This window comes from Bradyrhizobium sp. SEMIA (genome assembly GCF_014844175.1).
GTDB classification, from domain to species: Bacteria; Pseudomonadota; Alphaproteobacteria; order Rhizobiales; family Xanthobacteraceae; genus Bradyrhizobium; species Bradyrhizobium arachidis.
In genome coordinates, this window is sequence record NZ_CP046601.1 from 2578697 (window position 1) to 2603301 (window position 24605).

21 protein-coding genes are annotated in these 24605 nt (G+C 64.8%); 11 read left to right on the top strand and 10 right to left on the bottom strand.

The window, feature by feature from the left end; genetic code table 11:
• Nucleotides 1–424: 424 nt before the first annotated feature.
• The 4 genes from FOM02_RS12540 to cyoD are packed head-to-tail and all read left to right on the top strand — an operon-like array spanning nucleotide 425 to nucleotide 4221.
• Nucleotides 425–1207 (top strand): cytochrome ubiquinol oxidase subunit II, encoded by a 783-nt coding sequence (locus FOM02_RS12540; protein ID WP_231164303.1) that lies wholly within the window; start codon nucleotides 425–427, stop codon nucleotides 1205–1207.
• A complete protein-coding gene (gene cyoB, locus FOM02_RS12545) occupies nucleotides 1197–3197 on the top strand; it encodes a cytochrome o ubiquinol oxidase subunit I (protein WP_265441818.1) in 2001 nt (666 codons plus the stop codon). The genes FOM02_RS12540 and cyoB overlap by 11 nt, the downstream gene beginning before the upstream one ends.
• Nucleotides 3197–3838, top strand: coding sequence for a cytochrome (ubi)quinol oxidase subunit III (locus FOM02_RS12550; RefSeq protein ID WP_027558405.1), 642 nt, complete (start codon nucleotides 3197–3199; stop codon nucleotides 3836–3838). Before cyoB ends, FOM02_RS12550 begins: the two co-directional genes overlap by 1 nt.
• A complete protein-coding gene (cyoD, locus tag FOM02_RS12555; protein WP_027558406.1) occupies nucleotides 3835–4221 on the top strand; it encodes a cytochrome o ubiquinol oxidase subunit IV in 387 nt (128 codons plus the stop codon). The genes FOM02_RS12550 and cyoD overlap by 4 nt, the downstream gene beginning before the upstream one ends.
• A 364-nt stretch (nucleotides 4222–4585) precedes the next feature.
• Here the strand turns inward: cyoD and FOM02_RS12560 are convergent, their stop codons facing one another.
• Nucleotides 4586–5374 carry a thermonuclease family protein gene (locus tag FOM02_RS12560; protein ID WP_027558407.1) on the bottom strand — a complete coding sequence of 263 codons (789 nt, stop codon included), beginning with the start codon at nucleotides 5372–5374 and terminating at the stop codon, nucleotides 4586–4588.
• Between the two features lie 201 nt (nucleotides 5375–5575).
• Here FOM02_RS12560 and FOM02_RS12565 point away from each other — a divergent pair, with 201 nt between their 5' ends.
• The 4 genes from FOM02_RS12565 to FOM02_RS12580 all read left to right on the top strand — a co-directional run bounded on the left by FOM02_RS12565 (nucleotide 5576) and on the right by FOM02_RS12580 (nucleotide 10530).
• Nucleotides 5576–7174 carry a GMC family oxidoreductase gene (locus tag FOM02_RS12565; RefSeq protein ID WP_027558408.1) on the top strand — a complete coding sequence of 533 codons (1599 nt, stop codon included), beginning with the start codon at nucleotides 5576–5578 and terminating at the stop codon, nucleotides 7172–7174.
• 9 nt (nucleotides 7175–7183) lie between these two features.
• Nucleotides 7184–7633: a hypothetical protein gene (locus FOM02_RS12570; protein ID WP_027558409.1), complete on the top strand. Its 450-nt coding sequence runs from the start codon at nucleotides 7184–7186 to the stop codon at nucleotides 7631–7633.
• Between the two features lie 91 nt (nucleotides 7634–7724).
• The gene (locus FOM02_RS12575) at nucleotides 7725–8744 is read left to right on the top strand and encodes a S1C family serine protease (RefSeq protein ID WP_027558410.1); all 1020 of its coding nucleotides are present in this window, start codon (nucleotides 7725–7727) and stop codon (nucleotides 8742–8744) included.
• Between the two features lie 58 nt (nucleotides 8745–8802).
• Nucleotides 8803–10530 carry an FAD-dependent oxidoreductase gene (locus FOM02_RS12580; RefSeq protein ID WP_027558411.1) on the top strand — a complete coding sequence of 576 codons (1728 nt, stop codon included), beginning with the start codon at nucleotides 8803–8805 and terminating at the stop codon, nucleotides 10528–10530.
• Nucleotides 10531–10661: 131 nt separating this feature from the next.
• Here FOM02_RS12580 and FOM02_RS12585 read toward each other — a convergent pair whose 3' ends face one another.
• Nucleotides 10662–14138 (bottom strand): indolepyruvate ferredoxin oxidoreductase family protein, encoded by a 3477-nt coding sequence (locus tag FOM02_RS12585; RefSeq protein WP_027558412.1) that lies wholly within the window; start codon nucleotides 14136–14138, stop codon nucleotides 10662–10664.
• Nucleotides 14139–14300: 162 nt separating this feature from the next.
• Here FOM02_RS12585 and FOM02_RS12590 point away from each other — a divergent pair, with 162 nt between their 5' ends.
• The 3 genes from FOM02_RS12590 to FOM02_RS12600 all read left to right on the top strand — a co-directional run bounded on the left by FOM02_RS12590 (nucleotide 14301) and on the right by FOM02_RS12600 (nucleotide 17949).
• Nucleotides 14301–15257 carry a hypothetical protein gene (locus FOM02_RS12590; protein WP_231164304.1) on the top strand — a complete coding sequence of 319 codons (957 nt, stop codon included), beginning with the start codon at nucleotides 14301–14303 and terminating at the stop codon, nucleotides 15255–15257.
• A 330-nt stretch (nucleotides 15258–15587) separates the two neighbouring features.
• Nucleotides 15588–16286 (top strand): cysteine hydrolase family protein, encoded by a 699-nt coding sequence (locus tag FOM02_RS12595; RefSeq protein WP_027558414.1) that lies wholly within the window; start codon nucleotides 15588–15590, stop codon nucleotides 16284–16286.
• Between the two features lie 10 nt (nucleotides 16287–16296).
• Nucleotides 16297–17949 carry a hypothetical protein gene (locus tag FOM02_RS12600; RefSeq protein WP_027558415.1) on the top strand — a complete coding sequence of 551 codons (1653 nt, stop codon included), beginning with the start codon at nucleotides 16297–16299 and terminating at the stop codon, nucleotides 17947–17949.
• Here the strand turns inward: FOM02_RS12600 and FOM02_RS12605 are convergent, their stop codons facing one another.
• From FOM02_RS12605 to FOM02_RS12640, 8 genes are all read right to left on the bottom strand, one after another.
• Nucleotides 17950–18774, bottom strand: coding sequence for a carbohydrate ABC transporter permease (locus FOM02_RS12605; protein WP_027558416.1), 825 nt, complete (start codon nucleotides 18772–18774; stop codon nucleotides 17950–17952).
• Nucleotides 18771–19709, bottom strand: a complete 939-nt coding sequence (locus FOM02_RS12610; RefSeq protein ID WP_027558417.1) for a carbohydrate ABC transporter permease — start codon at nucleotides 19707–19709, stop codon at nucleotides 18771–18773. Before FOM02_RS12610 ends, FOM02_RS12605 begins: the two co-directional genes overlap by 4 nt.
• Nucleotides 19706–21031, bottom strand: a complete 1326-nt coding sequence (locus FOM02_RS12615) for an ABC transporter substrate-binding protein (RefSeq protein ID WP_027558418.1) — start codon at nucleotides 21029–21031, stop codon at nucleotides 19706–19708. The genes FOM02_RS12610 and FOM02_RS12615 overlap by 4 nt, the downstream gene beginning before the upstream one ends.
• Nucleotides 21032–21112: 81 nt before the next feature.
• The gene (gene soxA / locus FOM02_RS12620; protein ID WP_027558419.1) at nucleotides 21113–21892 is read right to left on the bottom strand and encodes a sulfur oxidation c-type cytochrome SoxA; all 780 of its coding nucleotides are present in this window, start codon (nucleotides 21890–21892) and stop codon (nucleotides 21113–21115) included.
• Nucleotides 21889–22206 carry a thiosulfate oxidation carrier complex protein SoxZ gene (gene soxZ / locus FOM02_RS12625; protein WP_027558420.1) on the bottom strand — a complete coding sequence of 106 codons (318 nt, stop codon included), beginning with the start codon at nucleotides 22204–22206 and terminating at the stop codon, nucleotides 21889–21891. The genes soxA and soxZ overlap by 4 nt, the downstream gene beginning before the upstream one ends.
• Nucleotides 22206–22673, bottom strand: a complete 468-nt coding sequence (locus FOM02_RS12630; protein WP_027558421.1) for a SoxY-related AACIE arm protein — start codon at nucleotides 22671–22673, stop codon at nucleotides 22206–22208. Before FOM02_RS12630 ends, soxZ begins: the two co-directional genes overlap by 1 nt.
• 4 nt (nucleotides 22674–22677) lie before the next feature.
• The gene (gene soxX / locus FOM02_RS12635; RefSeq protein WP_084334292.1) at nucleotides 22678–23103 is read right to left on the bottom strand and encodes a sulfur oxidation c-type cytochrome SoxX; all 426 of its coding nucleotides are present in this window, start codon (nucleotides 23101–23103) and stop codon (nucleotides 22678–22680) included.
• 204 nt (nucleotides 23104–23307) lie between these two features.
• A complete protein-coding gene (locus FOM02_RS12640; protein WP_027558423.1) occupies nucleotides 23308–24591 on the bottom strand; it encodes an NAD(P)/FAD-dependent oxidoreductase in 1284 nt (427 codons plus the stop codon).
• Nucleotides 24592–24605 lie beyond the last annotated feature (14 nt).

Below are 24605 nucleotides of genomic sequence, written 5' to 3' on the forward strand. Positions count from 1 at the left end.
AGCGTTCGGGGGACAGTGTCACCTCGCGACCCGCGAACGACGCCTTTGCGCCGGCGCGGGCCAGCAAATTGCTGCAACGCGGCCGCCGCCGCCGCTGATCAATGCCGTCCTGCCGGCGGCGCCGGCTTCGTCCTCAGGGCTCTGCATGTCGTTCCATCCCGATATTTTTCGTGCAAGTTAGCAATGCGGCGCGGAGGTGAGAAGACCGACTGTCCTGCTCCGATGTCATTGACATCGCATGGAATTGCATGCCGCCGCACGGTACGGCCGACCGGTGTGTCGTGGAACTGTCCCGATGCAACTTCGTTTGCTGCAACGGAGCTTTTCGCGTTACGCTCTCCTTCGGGGCTTCCCAACCGCCAGTGGCTTGCCGATGAATCTGCTTGATCCACAAGGGCCCGTAGCTGCGGCCAACAGCACCATTTTGGTCGATTCTGTCTTCATCATGCTCGTGATCGTGGTGCCAACCATTTTCGCGATCCTGGCGTTCGCGTTCTGGTTTCGCGCCTCCAATACCAAAGCGCGCTTCCAGCCGGGCTTCGTCTATTCCGGCCGCGTCGAAATGGTGGTGTGGGCGATCCCCGCGCTCACCGTCATCCTGCTCGGCGGCGTCGCCTGGATCGGCTCGCATCAGCTCGATCCTGCCGCCCCCGTGCCGGGCACCGGCAGCCCGCTGCGGATCCAGGCCGTCTCGCTCGACTGGAAATGGCTGTTCATCTATCCCGACCAGCGCATCGCCACCGTCAACACGCTGACGGTGCCGGCCGGTGCGGAGCTGAATTTCCAGCTGACCTCGTCGAGCGTGATGAACGTGTTCTTCATCCCGCAGCTCGGCAGCATGATCTACACCATGAACGGCATGGTGACGCGGCTGAACCTGCGCGCCGACAATGAGGGCAAGCTCCAGGGCCTGTCGGCGCATTTCTCCGGTGACGGCTTTCCCGACATGCTGTTCGACGTCAACGTGGTCTCGCCGCTCGCTTTCCCTGATTGGGTGGCGAACACCGCGAAGACCGACGCCGTGCTGAACGAGGACAGCTACAAGAAGCTGATGCAGCAGGGCATCGAGCGGGGTCGGCCGGTTTATCGCCTCGATGATCCCCGCCTGTTCGACCTGATCTCGACCCAGCACATCCCGCCGGGGCCTGGACCGGAGCTCGCGTCCGGGGCCGGCCGGCCGCACAGTGGAGGCCTTGATGCTCGGTAAGCTCGATTGGTCGGCGATCCCGTTCGATCAGCCCATTCCGCTCGTCGCAGGCGGGGTCGTGCTGGTGGCGATCCTGGGCGTGCTGGCCTGGGTCGTGGTGAGGGGACATCTGCCCTATCTCTGGCACGAATGGATCACCAGCGTCGACCACAAGCGCATCGGCGTGATGTACATCCTGCTCGCGTCCGTGATGCTGCTACGCGGCGGCAGCGACGCCATCATGATGCGGATCCAGCAGGCAGTCGCCTACCAGTCGCAGGGCTATCTGCCGCCCGAGCACTACAACCAGATTTTTTCGGCTCACGGCACCATCATGATCTTCTTCGTCGCGATGCCGTTCGTGATCGGGCTGATGAACCTCGTCGTGCCGCTCCAGCTCGGCGTACGCGACGTTGCCTTCCCGACGCTCAATTCGGTCGGCTTCTGGCTGACGGCGACCGGCGCGCTGCTGGTCAATCTCTCGCTGGTGATCGGCGAGTTCGCGCGCACCGGCTGGCTCGCCTTTCCTCCGCTGTCGGGACTGTCCTATTCGCCGGGCGTCGGCGTCGATTATTACGCCTGGTCGCTCCAGATCTCGGGCGTCGGCACGCTGGTGGCCGGCATCAATCTGGTCACGACGGTTCTGAAGCTGCGCACGAAGGGCATGAACTATCTGCGCATGCCGATGTTCTGCTGGACCACGCTCGCCTCCAACCTCCTGATCGTCGCCGCGTTCCCGATCCTCACCGCCACGCTCGCGATGCTGCTGCTCGACCGTTACCTCGGCTTCCATTTCTTCACCAATGAAGCCGGTGGCAACGTCATGATGTTCATGAATTTGATCTGGGCCTGGGGACATCCGGAGGTCTACATCCTGGTGCTCCCCGCCTTCGGCATCTTCTCCGAGGTGGTGTCAACCTTCTCCGGCAAGGCATTGTTCGGCTACCGCTCCATGGTGCTCGCGACCATGGCGATCTGCGTCATCTCCTTCATGGTCTGGCTGCACCATTTCTTCACGATGGGCGCGGGCCCCGACGTCAACGCCATCTTCGGCATCGCCAGCATGATCATCGCGGTGCCGACGGGGGTGAAGATCTACAACTGGCTGTTCACGATGTATGGCGGCCGCATCCGCTTTGCGACGCCGATGCTGTGGGCGGTCGGCTTCATGGTCACCTTCATCATCGGTGGCCTCACGGGCGTGCTGGTCGCGGTGCCGCCGGCCGACTTCATGCTCCACAACAGCATGTTTCTGGTGGCGCATTTCCACAACGTCATCATCGGCGGCGTGCTGTTCGGCGCCTTCGCCGGCTTCGAATACTGGTTTCCGAAGGCGTTCGGCTTCCGCCTCGACGAGCGCTGGGGCAAGGCCGCGTTCTGGTTCACCTTCGTCGGATTCTACGTCACCTTCATGCCGCTCTACATCGCCGGTATGCTGGGCATGACGCGGCGGCTGCAGCACTACGATGTCGCTGCGTGGCGGCCATGGATGTTCGTGGCAGCGTTCGGCATGGCCGTGCTGAGCGTCGGAGTGATCTGCCAGATCATGCAGCTCGTCGTCAGCATCCGCAACCGCGAGGCGCTGCGTGACCGCACCGGCGATCCCTGGGACGGGCGCTCGCTGGAATGGGCGACCTCGTCGCCGCCGCCCGTGTTCAATTTCGCTTTCAATCCGGACGTGCGCGGCGAGGACGCCTATTGGGACATGAAGGCCAAAGCCCAGCAGCAATCGCTCGAGCACGACGAGCCCGAGTATCAGGACATCGAGATGCCCCGGAACTCGCCGACCGGTTTCGTCAGCGCCTTCTTCGCCACCATCATGGGCTTTGCGCTGATCTGGCACATCTGGTGGATGGTGATTGTGGGTGGCGTCGGTGCGTTCGCGACCTTCGTCGTGTTCGCCTGGCGCGACCATGATGAATACGTCATTCCGGCCGCCGAGGTCGCCCGCATCGACCGCGTCAATCTCGAAGAGCGGCGCAGCCTCGTCAGCATGGCGGGAGCAGTCTGATGTCGATGACCGCGACCGCCGGCCACGCCCATGCCGATCCCCATCACATCGGCCTTGTCATCGAGCATCCCGGGCCCGCGTCGAAGCGGATCGTGACCGCATACGGCTTCTGGGTCTTCCTGCTCTCCGATATCGTGATGTTCTCCTGCTTCTTCGCTGCCTATGCGGTGCTTGTCCATCAGACCGCAGACGGACCGAAGGGCTCGGAGATCTTCGAACAGCGGAATGTCGCGATCGAGACGGTCTGCCTACTGCTGTCGAGCTTCACCTGCGGCATGGCCAGCATTGCAGCCGACGTGCGCAACCGGTTCTGGTTCTACCTCGGCATGACCGTGACCTGTGTGCTCGGCCTGATCTTCCTCGTCATCGAATTCCGCGAATTCGCCGATCTCGTTGCGCGCGGCTACGGCCCGTCACGGAGCGCCTTCCTGTCGTCGTTCTTCTCGCTGGTCGGTTGCCACGGCCTGCATGTCTCTGCCGGTGTCCTGTGGCTGCTCACCATGATGGCCCAGGTCTTCGCCAAGGGCTTTCGCGCCGACGTCCTGCGGCGGATGATGTGCTTTGCGCTGTTCTGGCATGCGCTCGACATCATCTGGGTTGGGGTCTTCTCCGTCGTCTACCTGCTCGGGAGTGCCGTATGAGCGATCAGACGCACATGCATGCCGAACATGACCTCGCACCAGGCGAGGAAGAGCAACACAGTGTCGGCGAACGGATCCTCGGCTATGTCGTCGGCCTCGTCCTGGCGCTGCTGCTCACGGCGACGTCGTTCTTCATCGCGGGGACCGACCTTGTCTGGCAGCCTTCGATCCCCGTCGCGCTGATCGTGCTCGCGATCGCGCAGATGGGCGTGCATCTCGTGTTCTTCCTGCACATCACCACGGGCCCGGACAACACCAACAACGTGCTGGCGCTGGCGTTCGGGCTGCTGGTCGTCTTCCTGGTGGTTGGCGGCACCGTCTGGATCATGTCGCATCTCAACCAGAACATGCCGCCGATGGATCAGATCATGATGCGCCAGTAGCTCGCATGGCAGCTGAGGAAGTCTTGAGCTTGATGCGTTGATCTCACCGCGTCGTCATGGCCTGGCTTGACCCGGCTATCGGCGTCTTGCTTCTCGGCATGAAGAACGTGGATGCCCGGGCATGACGGCCGGAGTTGGCACCCACAGCTCCGCAAAAAAGAAGAGCCGCTTGTTTGTGACAAGCGGCCCAAGTCTAGGGAGGAAACGCCCGAGCAAAGACAATCGGCCGAAGCCGGATTGCTGCCAAGGAAACGCTCGCGCAAAGCGCTTGCGTACACATATAGGTGCAGCAACTCCCGCTGAAGTTCAATTCCGGATCAATACTGTCTCGGAGTACCACTCACGGCTGCGTGAAACCCCTTGTTCACTTTGGCCGGCGGCAGTTGTAGGCCTTGCGGAACCCCGCGGCCTGGGCGTCGTCCTCGGAGCAGAACCAGCGGTCCGGCTTGGTGGTCGCCGGGTAGCTCGGGCAACCCCGCAAATGGTAGATGCCGATATTGCCGGTGACGCGTGCGCGCACCGCAAGCTTGCCCTTGATGCTGCAGCTCGGCGGCATGGTCAGATCCTCCGGAAAGAGCACGGCGCGGATTTCCTTGTCGCGGTCGGCGCGGCAGGCGGCGCCCAGCAGCGCGCCGTCCTTCTTGCCGGTGCGGAAATCTTGCGGTGCAACAAAGCAGCCCTTCCAGATCCCGGTTGATGCAGTTTTGGCGTCGGCCGCCGCTGGCTTGACGTTGGCCTTGATCGGCTCGCGCGCGATGGCGTAGCCGAGCTTGACCAGCTGCTCGTTCAAGCTCGCCTTGTCGCCCTCGGCGGTGCAGATCGCGCGGTGCCGCTTGCCAAAGCTCTTTTCCGGCCCGACGTCGTCGCAGCGCACCGAGCGCTTGTTGATCAGCTTGCTCAGCTGCTCGCGGGCCTCGATGCCGCAGGTCCAGGGATCGGCGTGGTCGTCGATGCAGACCTGGTCCAGCTCGGGCGCATCGACGCCGTCGAGCCGATAGGTCACATCGCCGAGCTGGATGGAGTTGCCGTCCCGGACCGTCGCGGCAGCGGTCAGCGCGGCGGCCGGTTCGGACGGGACCAGTAATCCGGGCAGAGCGAAAAACGAAACGAGCGCAAAAGCGCGGGCGGCGGCAAAGAAACTTCGGAAGGACATACGGTCTCGCTATCGATTGCTCTGGCGCCTTGTTCCTAGCATCCGGGCGAGGCGTTACCAATGGTCTGCGCCCTGCGAAGTGCGACATTCCGGCCTCGCGGCTTTACTCAGCCGTCGCTCTGCCCCTATCGTTTGCACAGCCTTCCGGACTGCGGAGGCCGAATCGCCCGGAAAGCGGCGAGGGTGGAGGACAAGGTTGCAATGAAAGATCCCGTGGACGTCCTGATCATCGGTGCCGGCGCGTCAGGCGCGGCGGTGGCGTGGTCGCTGGCCGAGACCAAGATGCACATCCTCTGCCTGGAGCAAGGCGGCTGGATGAACCCGGCGGAATATCCGAGCACGGGCCGGGACTGGGAGGCCAAGTTCTACGGCGAGTGGTCGTCGAGCCCGAACGTGCGCGGCCGGCCCGAGGATTACCCGATCAATGACGACAATTCGCCGATCAAGGTCGTCAACTACAACGCGGTCGGCGGCTCGACCGTGATGTACACCGCGCACTGGCCACGGCTGCATCCTTCCGACTTCAAGGTGAAGACGCTCGATGGCGTCGCCGATGACTGGCCGATCGATTACGACGCGCTGACCTCGTTCTTCGAAGAGAACGACCGCATGATGGGCACGTCGGGCCTATCGGGCGATCCGCTGTCGCCGCTGACGCATCCGCCGATGCCGCAACAGCCGATGGGATTGTCCGGCGTGATCATCGGCAAGGCCATGAACAAGCTCGACTGGCACTGGTGGCCGTCGGACACCACGGTCGCGACCATGGATTATGAGGGCCGCGCGCGCTGCATCAATCTCGGCCATTGCACGCCGGCTTGCGCGCAGGGCGCAAAGTCCTCGACCGACATCACCTATTGGCCGCACGCCATCCGCGCCGGCGTCGAGCTGCGCACCCATTGCCGGGTGCGCGAGATCACCACCGACGAGAACGGCATGGCCTCGGGCGTGGTCTATTACGACAAGGACGGCGTCGAGCAGTTCCAGCCGGCGCATGTCGTCATTATCGCCTGCAACGGCGTCGGTACGCCGCGGCTGCTGCTCAATTCGAAATCGAACCGTTTCCCGAACGGTCTTGCCAATTCATCCGGCCTCGTCGGCAAGAATTTGATGTTCCACCCCTATGCGCAGATCTACGGCTACGTGAAGGAGCCGACCGACAGCAACCGCGCGCCGCCGACCTGCCTGTGGAGCAAGGAGTGGTATGACACGGACCTGTCGCGCGGCTTCGTGCGCGGCTATGGCGTCCAGTTCGTGCGCGGCGCAGGGCCGGTGTTCGAGGCGGTGGTCAGCGAGCAGAAGGGAATTCTGCCCTGGGGCGAAGATCATCACCGCGTCTTCCGCAAGCTCAACGGTCATCGGCTGGGCTTCTCCGCGATCTGCGAGGACCTGCCGGAGGAGCACAACCAGGTCACGCTCGATCCGGTGCTGAAGGACAGTCACGGCATTCCAGCCCCAAAGATCGACTACACCATCAGCGAAAACAGCCGGAAGATGATGGAGCATGCGCTCGCCCGCGGCCGGGAGTTTCTCGAGACGGCGGGGGCAACCGACATCTGCGTCAACTCGCCGATCCCCTGGGGTGGCTGGCATTTGCTCGGCACCGCGCGGATGGGCACCGAGCCCGAACGCTCCGTCGTCAACGAATGGGGCCGCACGCATGACGTGAAGAATCTCTTCATCGTCGACGGCAGCATCTTCGTCACCTCGGGCGGGGTGAACCCGACCTCCACCATCCAGGCCCTCGCGCTCTACATCGCCGACCAGATGAAGCAGCGGCTGGCAAATTTGTTCGATTAGAGGACCGACATGTCCGAGCAGATTACCCTCTCGCCGCGGCAGCGCCAGGACTTGCGCACCATCGCCGCGATGATCATTCCACCGAGCGAGGAATACCGTGTGCCCGGCGCTGATGACGACATCATCCAGGCCGACATCCTTGCAACGCTCGGCCGCGACACCAGACCTGTCGCGGCAGCGCTGGATCATGTGGCGCGGCTTGCGGGCATGCCGCTCGCTGATCTCGAACCTGCCGCGCGCGACGCGGTGGCGCAGGAGTTTCGCAACTCCGGCGGCGCGCCTGCCGCAACGCTCGTTCGCGTCGTGCTGCAATGCTACTACCGCGACGACCGCGTGTTGCGCTCGCTCGGGCTGGAGCTGCGTGCGCCGTTCCCCAAGGGCCATGTGCTCCCGGACGGCGACTGGTCGCTGCTCGATCCGGTCAAGGCGAGGGCGGGCACGCTGCGGCGGGCGCCCTAGCCACCTGGGCAGTCCAGCCTTGCGCGCCCGGTGGGCTACTTGCGCCGGAGGGAACAGGCCACCATCTGTGTGAGCCTCAAGGACGCCTACCATGCTGGATTTTACCTCAGATATCGCCGATGACGCCCCGTCATCGCGAACGGCGGCGGCTGCGCCGGCCGATGACCGGGCGCTGCTGGACGCCTATTCCAACGCCGTGATCGACGTCACCGACCGCGTCGGCCCCGCCGTCGTGCGGGTCGAGACCGGGCCAAAGGTGCCGAACGGCCGCGAGCGCGGCGGGCTTGGCTCGGGCATTGTGATCTCGCCGGACGGACTCGTGCTCACCAATAGCCACGTGGTCGGCTCCTCCAGGGAGATCCGCCTGCGCGACGTCGAGGGCCATGTCGGCGATGCGCGGGTGCTGGGCGTCGATCCCGACACCGATCTTGCGCTGCTCCGCGCCAACGGCGTGCGCGATCTGCCCTATGCTGCGCTCGGCAATTCCAAGAGCCTCAAGCGCGGCCAGCTCGTGATCGCGATCGGCAATCCGCTCGGCTTCGAATCGACCGTGACCGCCGGCGTGGTCTCGGCGCTCGGCCGCTCGATCCGCTCGGTGAGCGGGCGCACCATCGAGGACGTGATCCAGACCGATGCCGCGCTCAATCCCGGCAATTCCGGCGGCCCGCTGGTGTCGTCGAATGCCGAGGTGATCGGCATCAACACCGCCATCATCAACGGCGCGCAAGGCATCTGCTTTGCGGTCGCCAGCAACACCGCGCAATTCGTGCTCTCGGAGATCATCCGCCACGGCTATGTCCGCCGCGCTTATATCGGCGTGGCTGGACAGACCGCGCCGGTCCCGCGACGGCATGCGGTGCTGGCCGGCGTCGAGAACAAGATGGGCGCGCTGTTGATGCAGATCGAGCCGGACGGGCCGGCGGCCAAGGCGGGCCTGCTGCCCGGCGACGTCGTGATCAGGCTCGACGGCGTCGACATCAACGGCGTCGACGATCTGATCCGCGTGCTCGACCGCGACCGGATCGGCCGGCGGCTCGCCATGGACGTGCTGCGGCTCGGCCGCCTGCGGGCGATCGACATCGACCCGATCGAGCGCAAGCCACAGCGCTAGCTGCGAGCCCGCGGGCGGGGTATGACGATCGCATGCCTCGCCTCCGGACCCCCGCCGCATGATGCCGGCGCATGAGACCTACGACGTCATTGTCATCGGCGCCGGTGCCGGCGGCATGACGGCTGCGGCAGTGGCCGCCGCTGAAGGCTTGCGCGTGCTGGTGATCGAGAAGACCGCCTTTGTCGGCGGCACCACGGCCTGGTCCGGCGGCATGGTTTGGATTCCCGCCAATGCCAAGATGAAGGAAGCGGGGCTCTCCGACAGCATCACGGATGCGGTCCAGTATCTGTCGAGCATGGTCCCCGAGCCTGCCAATGCCAGCTTGCGTGCTGCGTTCCTCGCGCGTGGGCCGGAGGCGGTCGCATATCTCGAAGCCAACACGGAGGTCCGCCTTCAGCCGGTGAAAGCCTATCCCGATTATTATCCGGAGCGGCTCGGCGCGACGCCGGGCGGGCGCGTGCTGGAGCCGGTGGCGTTCGACGGCACACGGCTTGGCCGGGCTTTCGCGCGGCTGCGGCCGCCGCTGCCGGAGTTCACGCTGTTCGGCGGGATGATGGTCAACCGGCTCGACATCCCGCATCTGCGCCGGATCGGCAAATCGCTGCGCTCGACATTGCGTGCGGCGCAACTGGTGTCCGCATACGCATTGCAGCGGTTGCGCAGCCCGCGCGGCACGACGCTGCATCTCGGTAATGCTCTGGCCGCGCGGCTTTACGCCTCGCTGCTGGCGCGGGAGGTCGAGATCCTCTTCAGCGCCGATGTCGAGGATCTATCGATGCAGGGCGATCGCGTCGCGGGCGTGGTGATCCGCCATGGCGCCCGTGATCGCCCGATCGCGGCGCGCTGCGGCGTGGTGCTGGCGACCGGCGGCTTCTCGCATGATGCTGCTTTGCGCAAGCGCTTCTTCCCTGCGGCGGCCGGATTTGTCTCAGCGACGAACACATCAGGCACCGGGGACGGCCTCCGACTCGCGACCGCGACGGGCGCTGCCCTCAACACGGATGCCACCAGCCCGGCCTATTGGGTGCCGGCCTCGCTGTTCCGTCGCGCCGACGGCAGCCGTGGTGTCTTCCCTCATACGGTGACCGACCGCGCCAAGCCCGGCGTGATCGCTGTCAATGCCGCCGGCCGCCGCTTCGTCAACGAGGCGCTGTCGTATCATGAGTTCGTGCTCGCGATGCTGCGCGACGGCAATGGCGAGCCGGACCGGCCGTTCTATCTGATCTGCGACCGCCACTTCCTGCGGGCTTACGGTCTCGGCCGCATCAAGCCGTTCACGCGCAATGTGCGGCGCTATGTAGCCAGCGGCGAATTGGTCGAGGCTCCCGATATCGCACAACTGGCAGCGAAGATCGGCATCAAGCCAACCACCCTCACGGCGACGATTGAGAATTACAACGCGGATGCCAGGGAAGGCCGCGATCCCGAATTCGGCCGCGGCAGCACCATCTATCAGCGGCATCTTGGTGATGCCGCTCACAAGCCGAATCCCTGCGTCGCGCCGATAGTTCGCGCGCCGTTCTTCGCGATGCGCATCCATCCGGCCGATCTCGGCACGGCGATCGGGATGAGGGTGGATGCGCAGGCGCGCGTGCTGCGCGAGGACGGCACGCCGATTGCGGGGCTCTATGCTTGCGGCAACGACATGGGCTCGATCATGAATGGGAATTACCCGGGGCCCGGGATCACGCTCGGCCCGGCGCTGACGTTCGGGTATATCGCGGGGAGGCATCTGGCGGAGGGGGCTGGGGCAAGCACGACGAACGCTGCGAATGCGGCTGTCTGATTGTGCCCGCGCTATTTCCACGTCATCGCGAGCGTAGCGAAGCAATCCAGAAATTTCTCCGCGGAGGCAGTCTGGATTGCATCGTCGCTTCGCTCCTCGCAATGACGAGTGGAGAGGGAGTAGGCTAGTCGCTACTCCGCCGCCGCCGCAAAGCGGCTGTTCTCCAGCTCCGCGTCCAGCCGCGCCGTTTCGGCGGCGGCCAGTTTGATATTGGCTTCCTTGACATGCCCGAAGCCGCGGATCGTCTCCGGCACCCTCGCGAGCCGCGCCAGCAGCGGGATCTGCTCCGCCGTCAGTCCGGCCATCCGCTGGTCGATCATCGCAAAATAATCCTCGACCAGCTTCCGCTCGGTCCGGCGCTCCTCGGTGCGGCCGAACGGATCGAGGGCGCCGCCGCGCAGGAATTTCAGTTTTGCAAGAATGCGGAAGGCGTGGATCATCCAGCCGCCGAACTCCTGCTTCTGAAGCCGTCCCGTCGTCTTGTCGCGCTTGGCGAAGATCGGCGGTGCCAAATGGTACTTCAGCGTGAAGTGGCCGTCGAATTTTTCCGACACCTTCTTCGCAAAGCTGCCGTCGGTATAGAGGCGGGCGACCTCGTACTCGTCCTTATAGGACATCAGCTTGAACAGGTTCTTGGCGACGGCCTCGGTCAGCTCCGTGGATGCGGGCGAGGCGGCGGCTTCCGCCTTGCGCACCTTGGCAACCGCCGCGACATAGCGGTCGGCGTAGGCCTTGTCCTGATAATTGGTCAGAAACTCCGCTCGGGTCGCGATGATGTCGTCGAGCGATTTGGTCGGCGCGGACGCCCGGGCCTTGAACTGCAGCACGCTGCGCACCCGCGACATGTCGTGGGCGGCGAGACGGCCCCAGGTGAAGGCGAGCTTGTTCATCTCGATTGCGGCGCCGTTGATCTCGATGGCGCGGAGCAGGGCCTCCAGCGACAGCGGGATCGCACCCTTCTGGAAAGCGAAGCCGAGCATGAAGGGATTGGTCGCGATGCTGTCGCCCATCAGCGCCGCGGCAATGCCCGTGGCGTCGACGATGTCGAGGTTCTTGTCGCCGACAGCGTCGCGCAGCACGGTCTGCATCGTGCCCATCTCGAAATCGAGATCGGGGTTCTGCACGAAGCTCGCGGTCGGCTGCAGGTCGGCGTTGACATAGGCCTTGGTCACGCCGCGCTCGGCGCGGCTCAGCGCGGTCGGGCCGGCCGACACGATCATGTCGCAGCCGAGGATGACGTCCGCGCCGCCGCTGGTGATGCGGACCGCGGAAATGTCTTCAGGCTTCGGCGCGATGCGGACATGGCTCATCACCGCGCCGTTCTTCTGCGACAGGCCGGTGAAATCGAGCGCCGAGCAGCCGCGGCCGTCGACATGGGCGGCCATGCCGAGCAGGGCGCCGATGGTGATGACGCCGGTGCCGCCGATGCCGGTGACGAGGATGTTGTAGGGGCCGTCAAGCTCACGCGCCGGCGGCAGCGGCAAATCGGCGAACAGCTGGCCTGAATCCACCGCCGAAGTCTTCATGCGCTTGAGCGAACCGCCATGCACGGTGACGAAGCTTGGGCAAAAGCCCTCGACGCAGGAAAAATCCTTGTTGCAGTTCGACTGGTCGATCTGGCGCTTGCGCCCGAACTCGGTCTCCAGCGGCTGCACCGAGACGCAGTTGGAGGCCTGCGAGCAATCGCCGCAGCCCTCGCAGACGAGCTCGTTGATGAAGGCGCGCTTGGCGGGATCGGGATAGAGCCCGCGCTTGCGGCGGCGGCGCTTTTCGGCGGCGCAGGTCTGGTCGTAGATCACGACCGTGAGACCCTTGATGTCGCGCAGCTCGCGCTGCACGGCGTCGAGCTCGCGGCGGTGATGGATCGTCGCGCCTTGCGGGAAGTAGTTTCCTTCCGGATATTTGCTGGGATCGTCCGAGACGATCGCAAGCCGCTTGACGCCCTCGGCCCAGACCTGGTGCGCGATCTGCGCGACGTTGAAGGCGCCTTCGGCCGGCTGGCCGCCGGTCATCGCGACGGCGTCGTTGTAGAGGATCTTGTAGGTGATGTTGATGCCGGCCGCCGACGCGGCGCGAAGGGCAAGGAGCCCGGAATGCGTGTAGGTGCCGTCGCCGAGATTCTGGAAAATATGCTTCTCGGTGGTGAAGGGCGACTGGCCGATCCAGTTCACGCCCTCGGCGCCCATATGCGAGATCAGGTCGGTGCGGCGCGTCGGCATGCTCAAGGCCATGCCGTGGCAGCCGATGCCGGCCATGGCGCGGCTGCCTTCCGGCACGCGCGTCGAGGAATTGTGTGGGCAGCCCGAGCAGAAGAACGGCGTGCGCGCGAGCTTGATCTGCGTGCTTGTCGTGACGGGATTGTCGAACGCCTCGAGCCGGGCGAGGCGCTGCTCCAGCACCGGGCTGTGATGGCCGAGCTTGCGCAAGCGGTTTACCAGCGCGCCCGCAACGATGGTCGGCGTCAGCTCGCCCTCGCTCGGCAGCAGCGGCGCGCCGTTCTCGTCGCGCTTGCCCGTCACTGTCGGGCGCCGGGACGCATCCACGTTGTAGAGGATGCGCATGAGCTGGTCTTCGATGAAGCCGCGCTTCTCTTCGACCACGAGCACGTCCTGCAGACCTTCGGCAAAGCGCTTCGCGCCGCTTTCCTCCAGCGGCCAGGTCAGCGCGACCTTGTAGATGCGAAGGCCGAGATCCTGCGCGTCCTTGTCGGTGATGCCCAAATCGGCGAGCGCCTGGCGCAGATCGAGATAGGCCTTGCCGGTCGCGACGATGCCGAGCCGGGCGGGCTTGGAATCGAGCACGATGCGGTCGAGCTGGTTGGCGCGGGCGAAGGCCTGCACTGCGGCCATCTTCGGGCCGAACAGGCGCCGCTCAGCCTCCAGCGGCGGATCGGGCCAGCGGATGTTGAGGCCGCCCGGCGGCATCTCGAAATCGTCGGGCAGCACGATCTTGATGCGCTCGGGGTCGCTATAGATCGAGGCCGAGCTCTCGACCGTCTCGCTGATTGCCTTGAAGCCGACCCAGCAGCCCGAGAAGCGCGACAGCGCAAAGCCGTAGAGGCCGAGATCGAGATAGTCCTGCAGTGTCGCCGGATTGATCACGGGGATCAGCGCCGCCGCGAACACCTGCTCGCTCTGATGCGCGAGCGTCGAGGACTGGCAGCCATGGTCGTCGCCGGCAAGTGCGAGCACGCCTCCATTGAGCGCGGTGCCGGCCGCGTTCGCATGCTTGAGCGCGTCGACCGAACGGTCGACGCCGGGCCCCTTGCCGTACCAGATGCCGAACACGCCATCGACCTTGGCGCCGGGGAACAGGCCGACCTGCTGGCTGCCCCAGACGGCGGTCGCCGCCAGATCCTCGTTCAGGCCGGGGACGAAGGCGATGTCCTGCTGCTGGAGAAATGACTTCGCGCGCCACAGCGCGTGGTCGTACATGCCGAGCGGGGAACCGCGATAGCCGGAGATGAAGCCGCCGGTGTTGAGCCCCTGAAGCCGGTCGCGTTCGCGCTGCAACATGGGCAGGCGGACCAGGGCCTGTGTGCCGGACAGGAATATCCGCTTCGATTCGAGCCGGTATTTGTCGTCCAGCTCGACCTGCATCAGCGTCATTTCAGGAGTCCTCGTGTCTCGTTCGGCGTGGGGTTTGCGCTGCGGGAGAGTTGCGGCTGCGCGACGCGAATTGTGACAGTCAAAAGCATGGGGCCGCGAAGTCAATATCGCTGGCCGCATCCGTGGCGCTCCTGCTAGTCATGGCTGCCAATGGAGAGCACTATGGCTGACGCATTCGACACCGAGATCACCGAGACGGCCGAGGCCCTGACCGGCCCGTGGCGCCAGCCGCGCCAGATGCTGCAGGCGCAGACCTACGACGCGCATGCCTCGATCCACGACGACGCCACCGCGCAGAAGCTCGGCTTCAAGGGCGGCACCATCGAGGGCCCGACCCATTTCAGCCAGTTCGCTCCGCTCGGTGCGCGGCTGTGGGGACGCGCCTGGTTCGAGACCGGCTGCATCTCAGCGCATTACCGCAGCGTCTGCTACGAGGGTGAGGAGGTGCAGGCGATCCTGTCGAAGCCGCTGCCGGGAACGCGCCAATGCGAGATCCAGATGGTGAAGCGCGACGGCGCCGAGGTGCTGCGCGGCACGGCCTCGCTAGGTGAGCCGCACGCCCAGACTGCGCTGGAGACGCGCCTTGGCGAGCTCAAGCCGCTGACCGATCCCGTGATCCTGCGCGATGTGAAGGTGGCGCAGACCAGCAAGCGGCAGACTGTGCGGATGGCGTTCGACCAGAACATGGGCGACCTCTATCCGTTTTCGCTGCGGCAGAAGCTCGCCGTCATCACCGAGAACTCGCCTTACTACGCGACCGCCGATAATCCGTGGCGGAGGCCCATCATTCCGATGGAGATGCTGAGTGTGCTGTTCCAGTACCGCTCCAAAGAGGATCCGCTGCCGGCCAAGGGCCCGGCGGTCGGCCTGTTCGCCGATCAGGAGATCCGCCTGGTGAAAGGCCCGCTCTTCGTCGACGAAGAGTATGAGGTCGAGCGCGAGGTGGTCGCGCTCTCCGGCAGCCGCCGCACCGAGAGCGCCTGGGCGAAGACGCGCGTGTTCGACAGAGCGGGCACGATGGTCGCCACGATGTTGCTCAACATGGCAACGCTGAAGGATTCGTATGCGCCGTATGAGAATGAGTATCGGCAGCTGTATGGGGTGGGCGGTAGGCGCTAGGCGTCGTCACACACTCTCCGCCGTCATTCCGGGGCGCGCGTAGCGCGAACCCGGAATCCATTTCACCTCGCGTACTGCGGCCCGATGGATTCCGGGCTCGACGCTGGCGCGTCGCCCCGGAATGACGGCGGAGAGTGCGTCGTGCGCCGCTCATCCTTTAAGCAAATGCACGTCGCAAAGCCGTCGCACAGGGAATAAGCAGCCGTCGATCGCCGCCGTAACCTTCTGACCGCACAACGAATTCCCTCACGTCCCACGCCCCATCGCAATTGTACACAATGGCACGGCGCTTGCAGAACTCTCCGTAAAGAGAGTTCTCGCGGGGGCGTCATGTTGAACTCAAGCAAATCGACACTGGGCGTCATCAGGGCCGAGCCCGAGCCGATCAAGCTCGACTGGGCCGCCACCGCGCTCCTTATCATCGACATGCAGCGCGACTTCATGGAGCCCGGCGGCTTCGGTGAGACGCTCGGCAATGACGTCAGCCAGCTTGCGCGCGCGGTAAAGCCGATCGGCGCGGTGCTGAAGGCTGCGCGCGAGAGCGGCATGCTGGTGATCCACACCCGCGAGGGCCATCTGCCTGACCTTTCCGATGCGCCGCCGGCGAAGGTCGAGCGCGGCGCCCCGTCCTTGCGCATCGGCGATCCCGGCCCGATGGGGCGCATTCTCATTCGCGGCGAGGTCGGCCACGACATCATCCCCGAGCTCTATCCGCTCGACAGCGAGGTCGTGATCGACAAGCCCGGCAAGGGCGCGTTCTACGCCACCGAGCTCACCGACGTGCTGGAGAAATACGGCATCGAGAATTTGCTCGTGTGCGGTGTCACGACTGAGGTGTGCGTCAATACCACCGTGCGCGAGGCCAATGACCGCGGCTATCGCTGCGTCGTCATCGCCGACGGCTGCGCGTCCTACTTCCCCGAGTTTCACGAGATGGGCCTGAAGATGATCAAGGCCCAGGGCGGCATCTTCGGCTGGGTCACGGACTCGGCCGCAGTTCTGGAGGCAATGAAGACTTCGAGCACATAGGGGTATTTTCATGAGCACATTGACGGGGACGGCCGGCAAGTCCAGCTTCAAACCGGCACTATGGACATCGGGCGACTGGAACGCATTTTTCGGCTTCGGCACCAACATCCTCGTCAACATGCTGGTGCTCACGGGCCTGCTGCGCTTCGTCTTGAAGATGCCTGACAGCCTCGTGTTCGGCCGCATCCTGCCTGCGCTCGGGCTGATGATGTGCCTCTCCACCTTCTACTACGCATTCCTCGCCTATCGCCTGGCACAGAAGACCGGCCGCAGCGACGTTTGCGCGCTGCCCTCGGGCGTCAGCGTGCCGCACATGTTCATCGTCACCTTCGTGATCATGCTGCCGATCACGCTGAAGACGGGCGATCCGCTCAAGGGCTGGTCGGCCGGCCTCGTCTGGGTGTTCTTCCAGAGTTTTATTCTTATGATCGGTGGCTTCGTTGCCCCATTCATTCGAAAAATCACGCCGCGTGCGGCGCTGCTCGGCACGCTTGCCGGAGTCTCCGTCACCTTCATCTCGATGCGGCCTGCGCTGGAGATGTACATGACGCCGCAGATCGGTCTGGTCTGCTTCGCCATCATCCTGGTGAGCTGGTTCGGCGGCGTGAAATACTGGCGCGGCATTCCCGCGGGCCTCGTCGCCATCGCGGCCGGCATGATCATCGCCTGGGGCTCCAACCTGTTCGGGCTCGGCCTCGGCGGATTGAGCATCGCGGGTGTTGGAGCCGCTTTCGCGAACTTCGGCTTCTCGGTGCCGATCCCGGCCGTGGGCTACGTCTTCTCCGGCTTCGAATTCCTCGGCATCATCCTGGTCACCGCCATTCCGTTTGGCATCTACGACCTCGTCGAGGCCATGGACAATGTCGAAAGCGCGGAAGCGGCCGGCGACGAATATCCGACCACGCGCGTGCTGACTGCCGACGGCATCGTCAGCCTGATCGGCTGCCTGATGGGCAATCCCTTCATCAACGCGGTCTATATCGGCCATCCCGGCTGGAAGGCGATGGGTGGCCGCATCGGCTATTCCGCTGCGACCGGTATCATGGTCGTGGTGCTGGCCTGGTTCGGCATCATCTCGGTGCTGCTGGCGCTGGTGCCGGTCGTCGCGATCTCGCCGATCCTGCTCTATATCGGCATGCTCATCGGCGCGCAGGCGTTCCAGACCACACCGGTCAAGCACGCGCCCGCGATCGTGCTGGCGTTGACCCCGCATCTCGCCGCCTGGGCCAAGCTCCAGATTGACACCATGCTTGGCTCGACCATGACGGCTGCGGCGACGGTCGGCGGAATGGCCGCCGACAAGGCCGACGCGGTCAAGGCTGCCGCGATCGCCGCGCTGCCGCAGCAGGGCGTATTCTATCACGGCCTGGAGGTGATGGGCGGCGGCTCCATCCTCGGCGGTCTCATCCTGGGTGCGATCGGTGTCTTCATCATCGAGCGCGATTTCGAGAGGGCCTCCGCCTTCGCGCTGGTCGGTGCGATCCTGACCTACTTCGGCTTCATGCATGGCGAAGCCGTCGGCATCGGTGGCGGCTTTGGCGTGACGCCGGCGGTCGCACTCGCCTATGCCGTGATGTCGGCCGGCCTGTTCGCGGCCAGCAAGCTCGGCACCAGCGAGCGCTACGCCGCGCATCCGGAGATGCACGCCGCGCCGGCGGAGTAGCTACCCGCCCTTGACGGCACCCGCGGTGAGCCCGGCGACGATCTGTCGCTGGGCCATCACCGTCAGCAGCAGCACTGGAAACGTCACGATCAGGGCGGCCGCGGCCAGCGGGCCCCAGCTCAGTTGATCGAACGAGATCATGTTGTAGACCGCGACGGGCAGGGTGCGCGTCTCACGCCCCGCCAGCACGATGCCGAACACGAAATTGTTCCAGGAGAAGATCACTGCGAGGATGAAGGCCACAGCGATGCCGGGCCTCGCAATCGGCAGCGCCACGTGCCGAAACACCTGCCAGCGGCCGGCACCGTCGATCAGGGCGGCTTCCTCCAGCTCCATCGGTGTGGTCTCGAAATAGCCGATCATGATCCAGATCACGATCGGCACCGTGACGACAAGATGGATGATGATTTGCGGCACCAGCGTGCCGAGCAGGCCGAGCCACTGGAACAGCAGGAACAGCGGGATCAGGTAGGACAGTCCCGGCGTGATGCGGGCGATCAGGATCACGATCGCGGATTTATGCGCGGCCATGCGTGCGATGCCGTAGCCGGCGGGCACGCCGACGATCAGCGCCAGCAACGTCGCGCTGCCCGTCACGATCAGGCTGTTGATGAAATAGGTCAGGAAGCGGTTGGAGGCGAGCACGTCGGCGTAGTTCTTCCAGGCGATGCGATCAGGAAAGAACACCGGCGGATAGGCGGCGTTATCGACCTCGAATTTGAGTGACAACGAGAGCATCCAGAGGAAGAACAGGATAGCCGGCGATACGATGACGAACACCGAAAGCCACAAGCCGATCCTGCCGATGAGCTGACGAAAGTTCATGCGCCGCTCGCGATTTCGGTCCACAGCATGCGCTGGCGGGCGTAGAGCATCACCGCCGCAAGCAGGACGATCAGCAGGAAGAACACGACCGCGATCGCAGATCCGTAGCCGAGGTCGTAATAGGTGAAGGCGACGCTATAGAGATAGATGTTGATCGTCTCCGATGCCGAGCCGGGTCCGCCTTGCGTGATCGCGAAGATGATGTCGAAGCTCTTGACCGCGTCGATCATGCGGATCATGCCAGCAATGAACAGAAACGGCATGATCAGCGGCAGCGTGATGAAGCGGAACACCTGCCAGAAGTTGGCGCCGTCGATCTGCGCGCTCTCATAGGGCTCGGTCGGGATTGCGGCCAGGCCGCCGAGCACGATCAGCATCACCAGCGGCGTCCATTGCCAGGTCTCGACCAGCACCAGCGAGGGAATGACGGTCGCGGGGTGAAAGACCCAGAGTTGCGCCGGAATTCCAACCAGCGACAGCAGGTAGTTCAGCACGCCGAGCTGCGGGTGGAACATCATGGTCCAGACCAGCGCGATCGCGACGGGTGTCGCCATCATCGGCATGATGAACACGCCACGCAGGAATCCGCGGCCGGCGAACCTCTGGTGAAACACCACGGCTGCAAACGTCCCCAGCACCAGCGGTAGCAGGACCGACAGCGCGGTGTAGACCATGGTGTGTCCGATCGCCTCGATGAAGCGGGGATCGCTGGTCAGCCGCAGATAGTTCGACAGCCCGACGAAGGTGGTCGGCGAGCCGACCTTCCATTCGTTCAGGCTCATCCAGATGGTGAAGACCCACGGGAAGATGATGATGGCCAGCACGACGACAAGCGCCGGCACCACGAACGGCCAGTAGGACGGCGGCCGCAACCCCTTCTCCGGCGCGGCCTCGGTCGAAGCCGCGGCCGGAGTCGATTGTGTCAACGCACTCACGCTTTTTCGCTGCGCTCCAGGATCGGCCGGTACTGATCGTTGGCTTTCTTCAGTTCAGTCGCGGGATCGGCCCCGGACAGCGTCGCCGTGAGCGCTGCGCCGACGATGTCGCGGAATTCCGCAACGGGGATGACGACGGGCAGGCCGAGTTTGCTGATCTTGGCGGAATCGATCACCGATTGCAGCCACTCCTTGGGCATCTTCACGCCCTGCTGGATCTCGGGATCGTTCAGGATCGAGTTGCGGAACGGCACGCCGCCGCCGGCCTGCAGCAGCCGCGCGCCCTGCTGCTTCGAGACCACCCACTGGCAGAGCAGATAGGCAGCTTCCTTGTTCTTGCTCGCAGCGGCGATGCCGATGCCGTCGCCGTAAGTGGCCGAATACTGCCCCTTCGGTCCGGCGGGCACGACGGTGTAGCCGACCTTGCCGACGACGCGCGAGGCGGCGGGATCCTCCAGCGGCGGCGCCCAGCCGACGCCGTCTATCCACATCGCAGATCGTCCTTGCGTGAACGAGGCCATCGACTCCATCCAGTTGAAGCCGGCGACGCCGGGCGGCGCGACCTTGGTCAGCAGCGTCTGATAGAGCTTTGTCGCGGCGACCGCCTCGGGGCCGTCGGTCAGGATGTTACCCTTGGCATCGAGGAATTCGCCGCCAAAGTTGAGGAAGAAATTGGTCCACAACGTCATGTTGGCGTTGCGCAGGCCGCGACCGACGAAGCCGTAGGTGCCTTCCTTGGTATCGGTCAGTTTTTCGGCCGCCGCGACCATCTCGTCGAGGGTTTTGGGGACGGCGACGCCCTTCTTCTGGAACAGCTCCTTGTTGTAGTAGAGGATGAAGTAATCGACCGACCAGGGCAGCGACAGCATCTGGCCCTTGTCGTTCTTGGCGTATTGCAGGCCGGCGGCCGAGAAATCGCTCTCGACAAGATCGGGCGCGGTCAGCGTCGGATCCTTCATGAACGGCGTCATGTCGGCGAGCCAGCCGGCTTTCTCGAACTGACGCTTCTGGACGTGATAGCTAAGATGCACCACGTCGAAGCTCGGCCGGCCCGAGGTGAGCTCGATCACGACCTTCTGCCGCTGCTGCTGCTCGGGGATCTGCTCGGATTCCACCTGGATGCCGGTGAGTTCGGTGAACTCCTTGATGTTCTTTTGCAGGTTGTCGCCGCGCGGACCCTTGGCGAGGATCACCTCCAGCTTGGTCCCGGCATATTTCTTCCAGTTGACCTCGGCGCGGGCGGGCAGCCCGGTCAGGCTGAGCGCGCCGGCCGCGGCGGTGCCCTTCAACAGCGTGCGGCGCGAGATATTGTGGTTGGCCAATTTAGTCCCTCCCTCTCTGTCATTTTCTTTGGGAGCGATACTAGCGGCCGTGCCACGCCTGCCTAGTCCTAATCTGGCGCCTCAGGGGCGCACGGCGGGCGTCTCCATCGGCAGGCCGCGCGCCCGCGACATCAGGTAAAGCTCGAGCGCGACCAGTTCCGGTGCGCCGTAATCATAGGCCTGGGCGCGGACGCCGGTCATGCAGCTGCGCAAGCGACGCTCCAGAGATCCCAGCGTCTGCCATTCCAGACGGTAGAGCGGATAGCCGGTCGGCTGTCCCTGCGTGATCGGTGATCCAGCGAGGCGCTTGTCGAAATTGTCATCGTGGCAATTGGTGCAGGCGAGGTTGAGCTGGCCCTCGCGCTGCATGAAGAGATCGCGGCCCTGTGCGACGAACGGCTTGAGTTGCGGATCGTCACCGGCGGTGATCGCGACGCCGCGCGACTGGTGGGCGACGAAGGCGGATAGTGCCAGCAGGTCGCGACTCTCGTAAGGGAGCGCCGTCGCCTGCTGATGATTGGCGCGGCAGAGATTGATGCGCTGGTCCAGCGTAACGGGACGGCCGAGCGTTTGATCGAGCGCGGGATAGCGCGCCGCGACGCCTTTCATGCTGTTTCGCGCATCGCCGTGGCAATCGGCACAGGACTTGTCGGCGCTGCCGGTCTTCTTGCCCCACAGCGCCTCACCGTCGAGCACGAACAGCATGCCGGGATTGGACGTGTCGTCATCCTGCATGGCGCGCGTGTCGGGCCCCATGAACGCATAGCCGGACCGGCGCGCATCGGGCGGGATTTCACCGGCGAGCAGGGCAGGGGCCGCGGCGAGCAATATCGCCGCCGCTATCGCGCGCCAAAATCTCATTCGACGGTGATCGATGCCGATGCTGTGGACGAATAGCCGTTGTCGCCGATCCATTCGAACTCGAACTTGCCGCTCTCCTTCACGACGGTGAAGAAGGACAGATACGGATTGGCGGCGATCGCCGGAAACAGGTCGGCGCGAAAGACCTCGGTGCCGTTGTAGCGGCAGGTGAAGCTGGTGATGATGTCGCGCGGTACCAGCGCGCCGTCGGCGGTGTGGCGGAAGCCGGTTTCCATGATGTGCGAGGTCAGAGTGCGGATCTCGATGATGTCGCCGCGTTTGGCCTTCGCGGGAACGTTGATGAGCGCGGCCATCAGTTCAGCTCCTCGGTGCAGGCGGCCAGCGTCACGACGACGTCCGCCGCGACCTGCCAGAAGGTGTCGTCGGACAGGCGCGCGATCGCGACCACCTTCTGGGTGTCGGCGAGGCGGATGCGGGTCGAGACCTGGGCGCGGCCGGAGGAGGGGTTGAGATAGAAATTGCCGATGTTCGGCTGCGGGTTCTTCTCGTTGAAGACGTGGATGCTCTTGACGTAGTCGGTCGCCGTCATCGGGCTTGCGACACTCACCGTCATCGGCACCGTGTTGCCGTTCTCGACCAGCGGGGGAATGTCGAGCTTGACCTTGCCAGTGCGAATTGATGCCTCGCCGACGACGTTGCGGATCGCGGCGCTGAGCATCGCTGGCGTTGCCTCGAGCGGCCGCAGCGTGACGATCGGGATCGTCCCGGCGACTGTCAGGCCTCCGGCAAGATTCAAAAATTGTCGTCGCGTGGTCGCCATGAAGCTAGTCCCGTAGCGTTGCAAGAAAGGCCACGATGTCCTCGAACTCCGCAGCCGACAAGATCGGCTTGCCGGCGAAATTGCGCCCGACGCGGATGAGGCCATCGTTGCGGTAATAGGACGGCATGATGGTCTCCGGGTTGAAGCGCGCCGCATCGACCAGACGAAGCCGCAACTGGCTCGCCGTCCAGCGGTTCCCGGCGCCGGAGAGATCAGGCGCGAGGTCGCCTTGGAAGCGGGTTTCGGGGAAGGGACCGGAATGGCAGAGGATGCAGGTCGTCGTGCGCGCCAGCACCAGCGCGCGACCGCGTGCGGCATCGCCGGGAGTGCCGGTGAGGGATTCCGCGATGCCGTCGCCGGTGATTTTGTAGGGCGCAAGCTCGTCCGCTCGGCAGGGCGAGGTGAAGCCCGCCAGGATCAACGCTGCAATCGCAAGTGCTCGATGGTGCGGCCAAGATCGCCGCGCGCTCCTCTTACCTCTCCCGCTTGCGGGAGAGGTCGCGCCGAAGGCGCGGGTGAGGGCTTTCTCCTCTTGGGGGTCCTCGCGGGTGGAGACACCCTCTCCCCAACCCTCCCCTGCAGGCGGGGGAGGGGGCGCATTGTGGTCGTGGCGTCGGCTTGGTCTCATCATGCCCTAGCCAAAGGTGTCCGCCGTGATGGTTTGAAACCAGCGCTCCGCGTCCGCGGCCTCGCGAGCGCGAAGCTCGCGCGGTGCATCGACCGGGCTCGTCGCGCCGCCTTCGACTTCGGCAAAGATCTCGCCTCTCGGCTGGTAGTTGCCCGCGAGCGAAAAACCGTAACCGGGCGCGACGGTGTTGTAGCAGACGCCAGTCAGCCGTGGCGCCTCCGGTGCGCGACCTGCAAGCAAAGCGACAATCGCCGCGGCGCAGGCCTTGCCCTGCGCGCTCGCGGCCGATGCCGATTTGGGGATGCCGCCGCCAAGGCAGGCGTCGCCGATGACGTGCATGTTCTTGACGAGTTTTGACTCGAAGGTGACAGGATCGATCGGGCACCAGCCGGTGGCATCTGTAACGCCCGCGATCTCGGCAATACGGCTGGCGCGCTGCGGCGGGATGACGTTGGCGACATCGGGCGTGTAATTGCCGAATTCGGTGACGATGGTTTTGGTCGCGGCATCGACCGAGGTGACGCGGCCGCCTTGCGACAGCGCGATGCGCTCGATCATGTCGCCGTAGAGCTCCTTCCACGCCTTCTCGAACAGCCGCTGCTGGGAGAAACTGTCCTTGGCGTCGAGGACCAGCACTTTCGAGCGTGGCTTCTTCGTCTTCAAATAGTGCGCGATCAGGCTGGCGCGCTCGTAGGGCGCCGGCGGACAGCGCGAGGGATTGGCGGGGACCGCGATGGCAACCGTGCCGCCGTCCTCCATCGCTTCCAATTGCCTGCGCAGCAGCAGCGTCTGTGCGCCGGCCTTCCAGGCGTGTGGCATCTTTTCCGATGCGGCGTCGTCGTAGCCGGGCAGGGCTTCGAAATGGAAGTCGATGCCAGGTGAGAGCACGAGACGATCATACGGCAGCGCCACACCATCGCTCGTCATGACGCTGCGCCGCGCCGGGTCGATCGCGGTCACGGCCTGGCCGATCACGGTGACGCCCTCGGCGGCCAGCTTGTCGTAGCCGAACTGCTGCGCCTCGATCTCGCGCAGGCCGGCGATCACTTCGTTGCTGAAGGGACAGGAGGTGAAGACCGCGTTCGGCTCGATCAGGATGATCTGCAAATTGTCCTGCGCACGCTTCAGCGCGCGGGCGCAAGCGGCGCCGCCGAAGCCGCCGCCGACCACGACGACGCGTGCCGTGGATTGCGCGCGCAAGATCGATGGCCGCGCCAGCGTCGCGGCCGCCATGGTGATGCCGAACACGGCATTGCGCCGTGTCACCGGGCGCGTGGTCATCAGGGGCATCTGAAAAAGGGCTG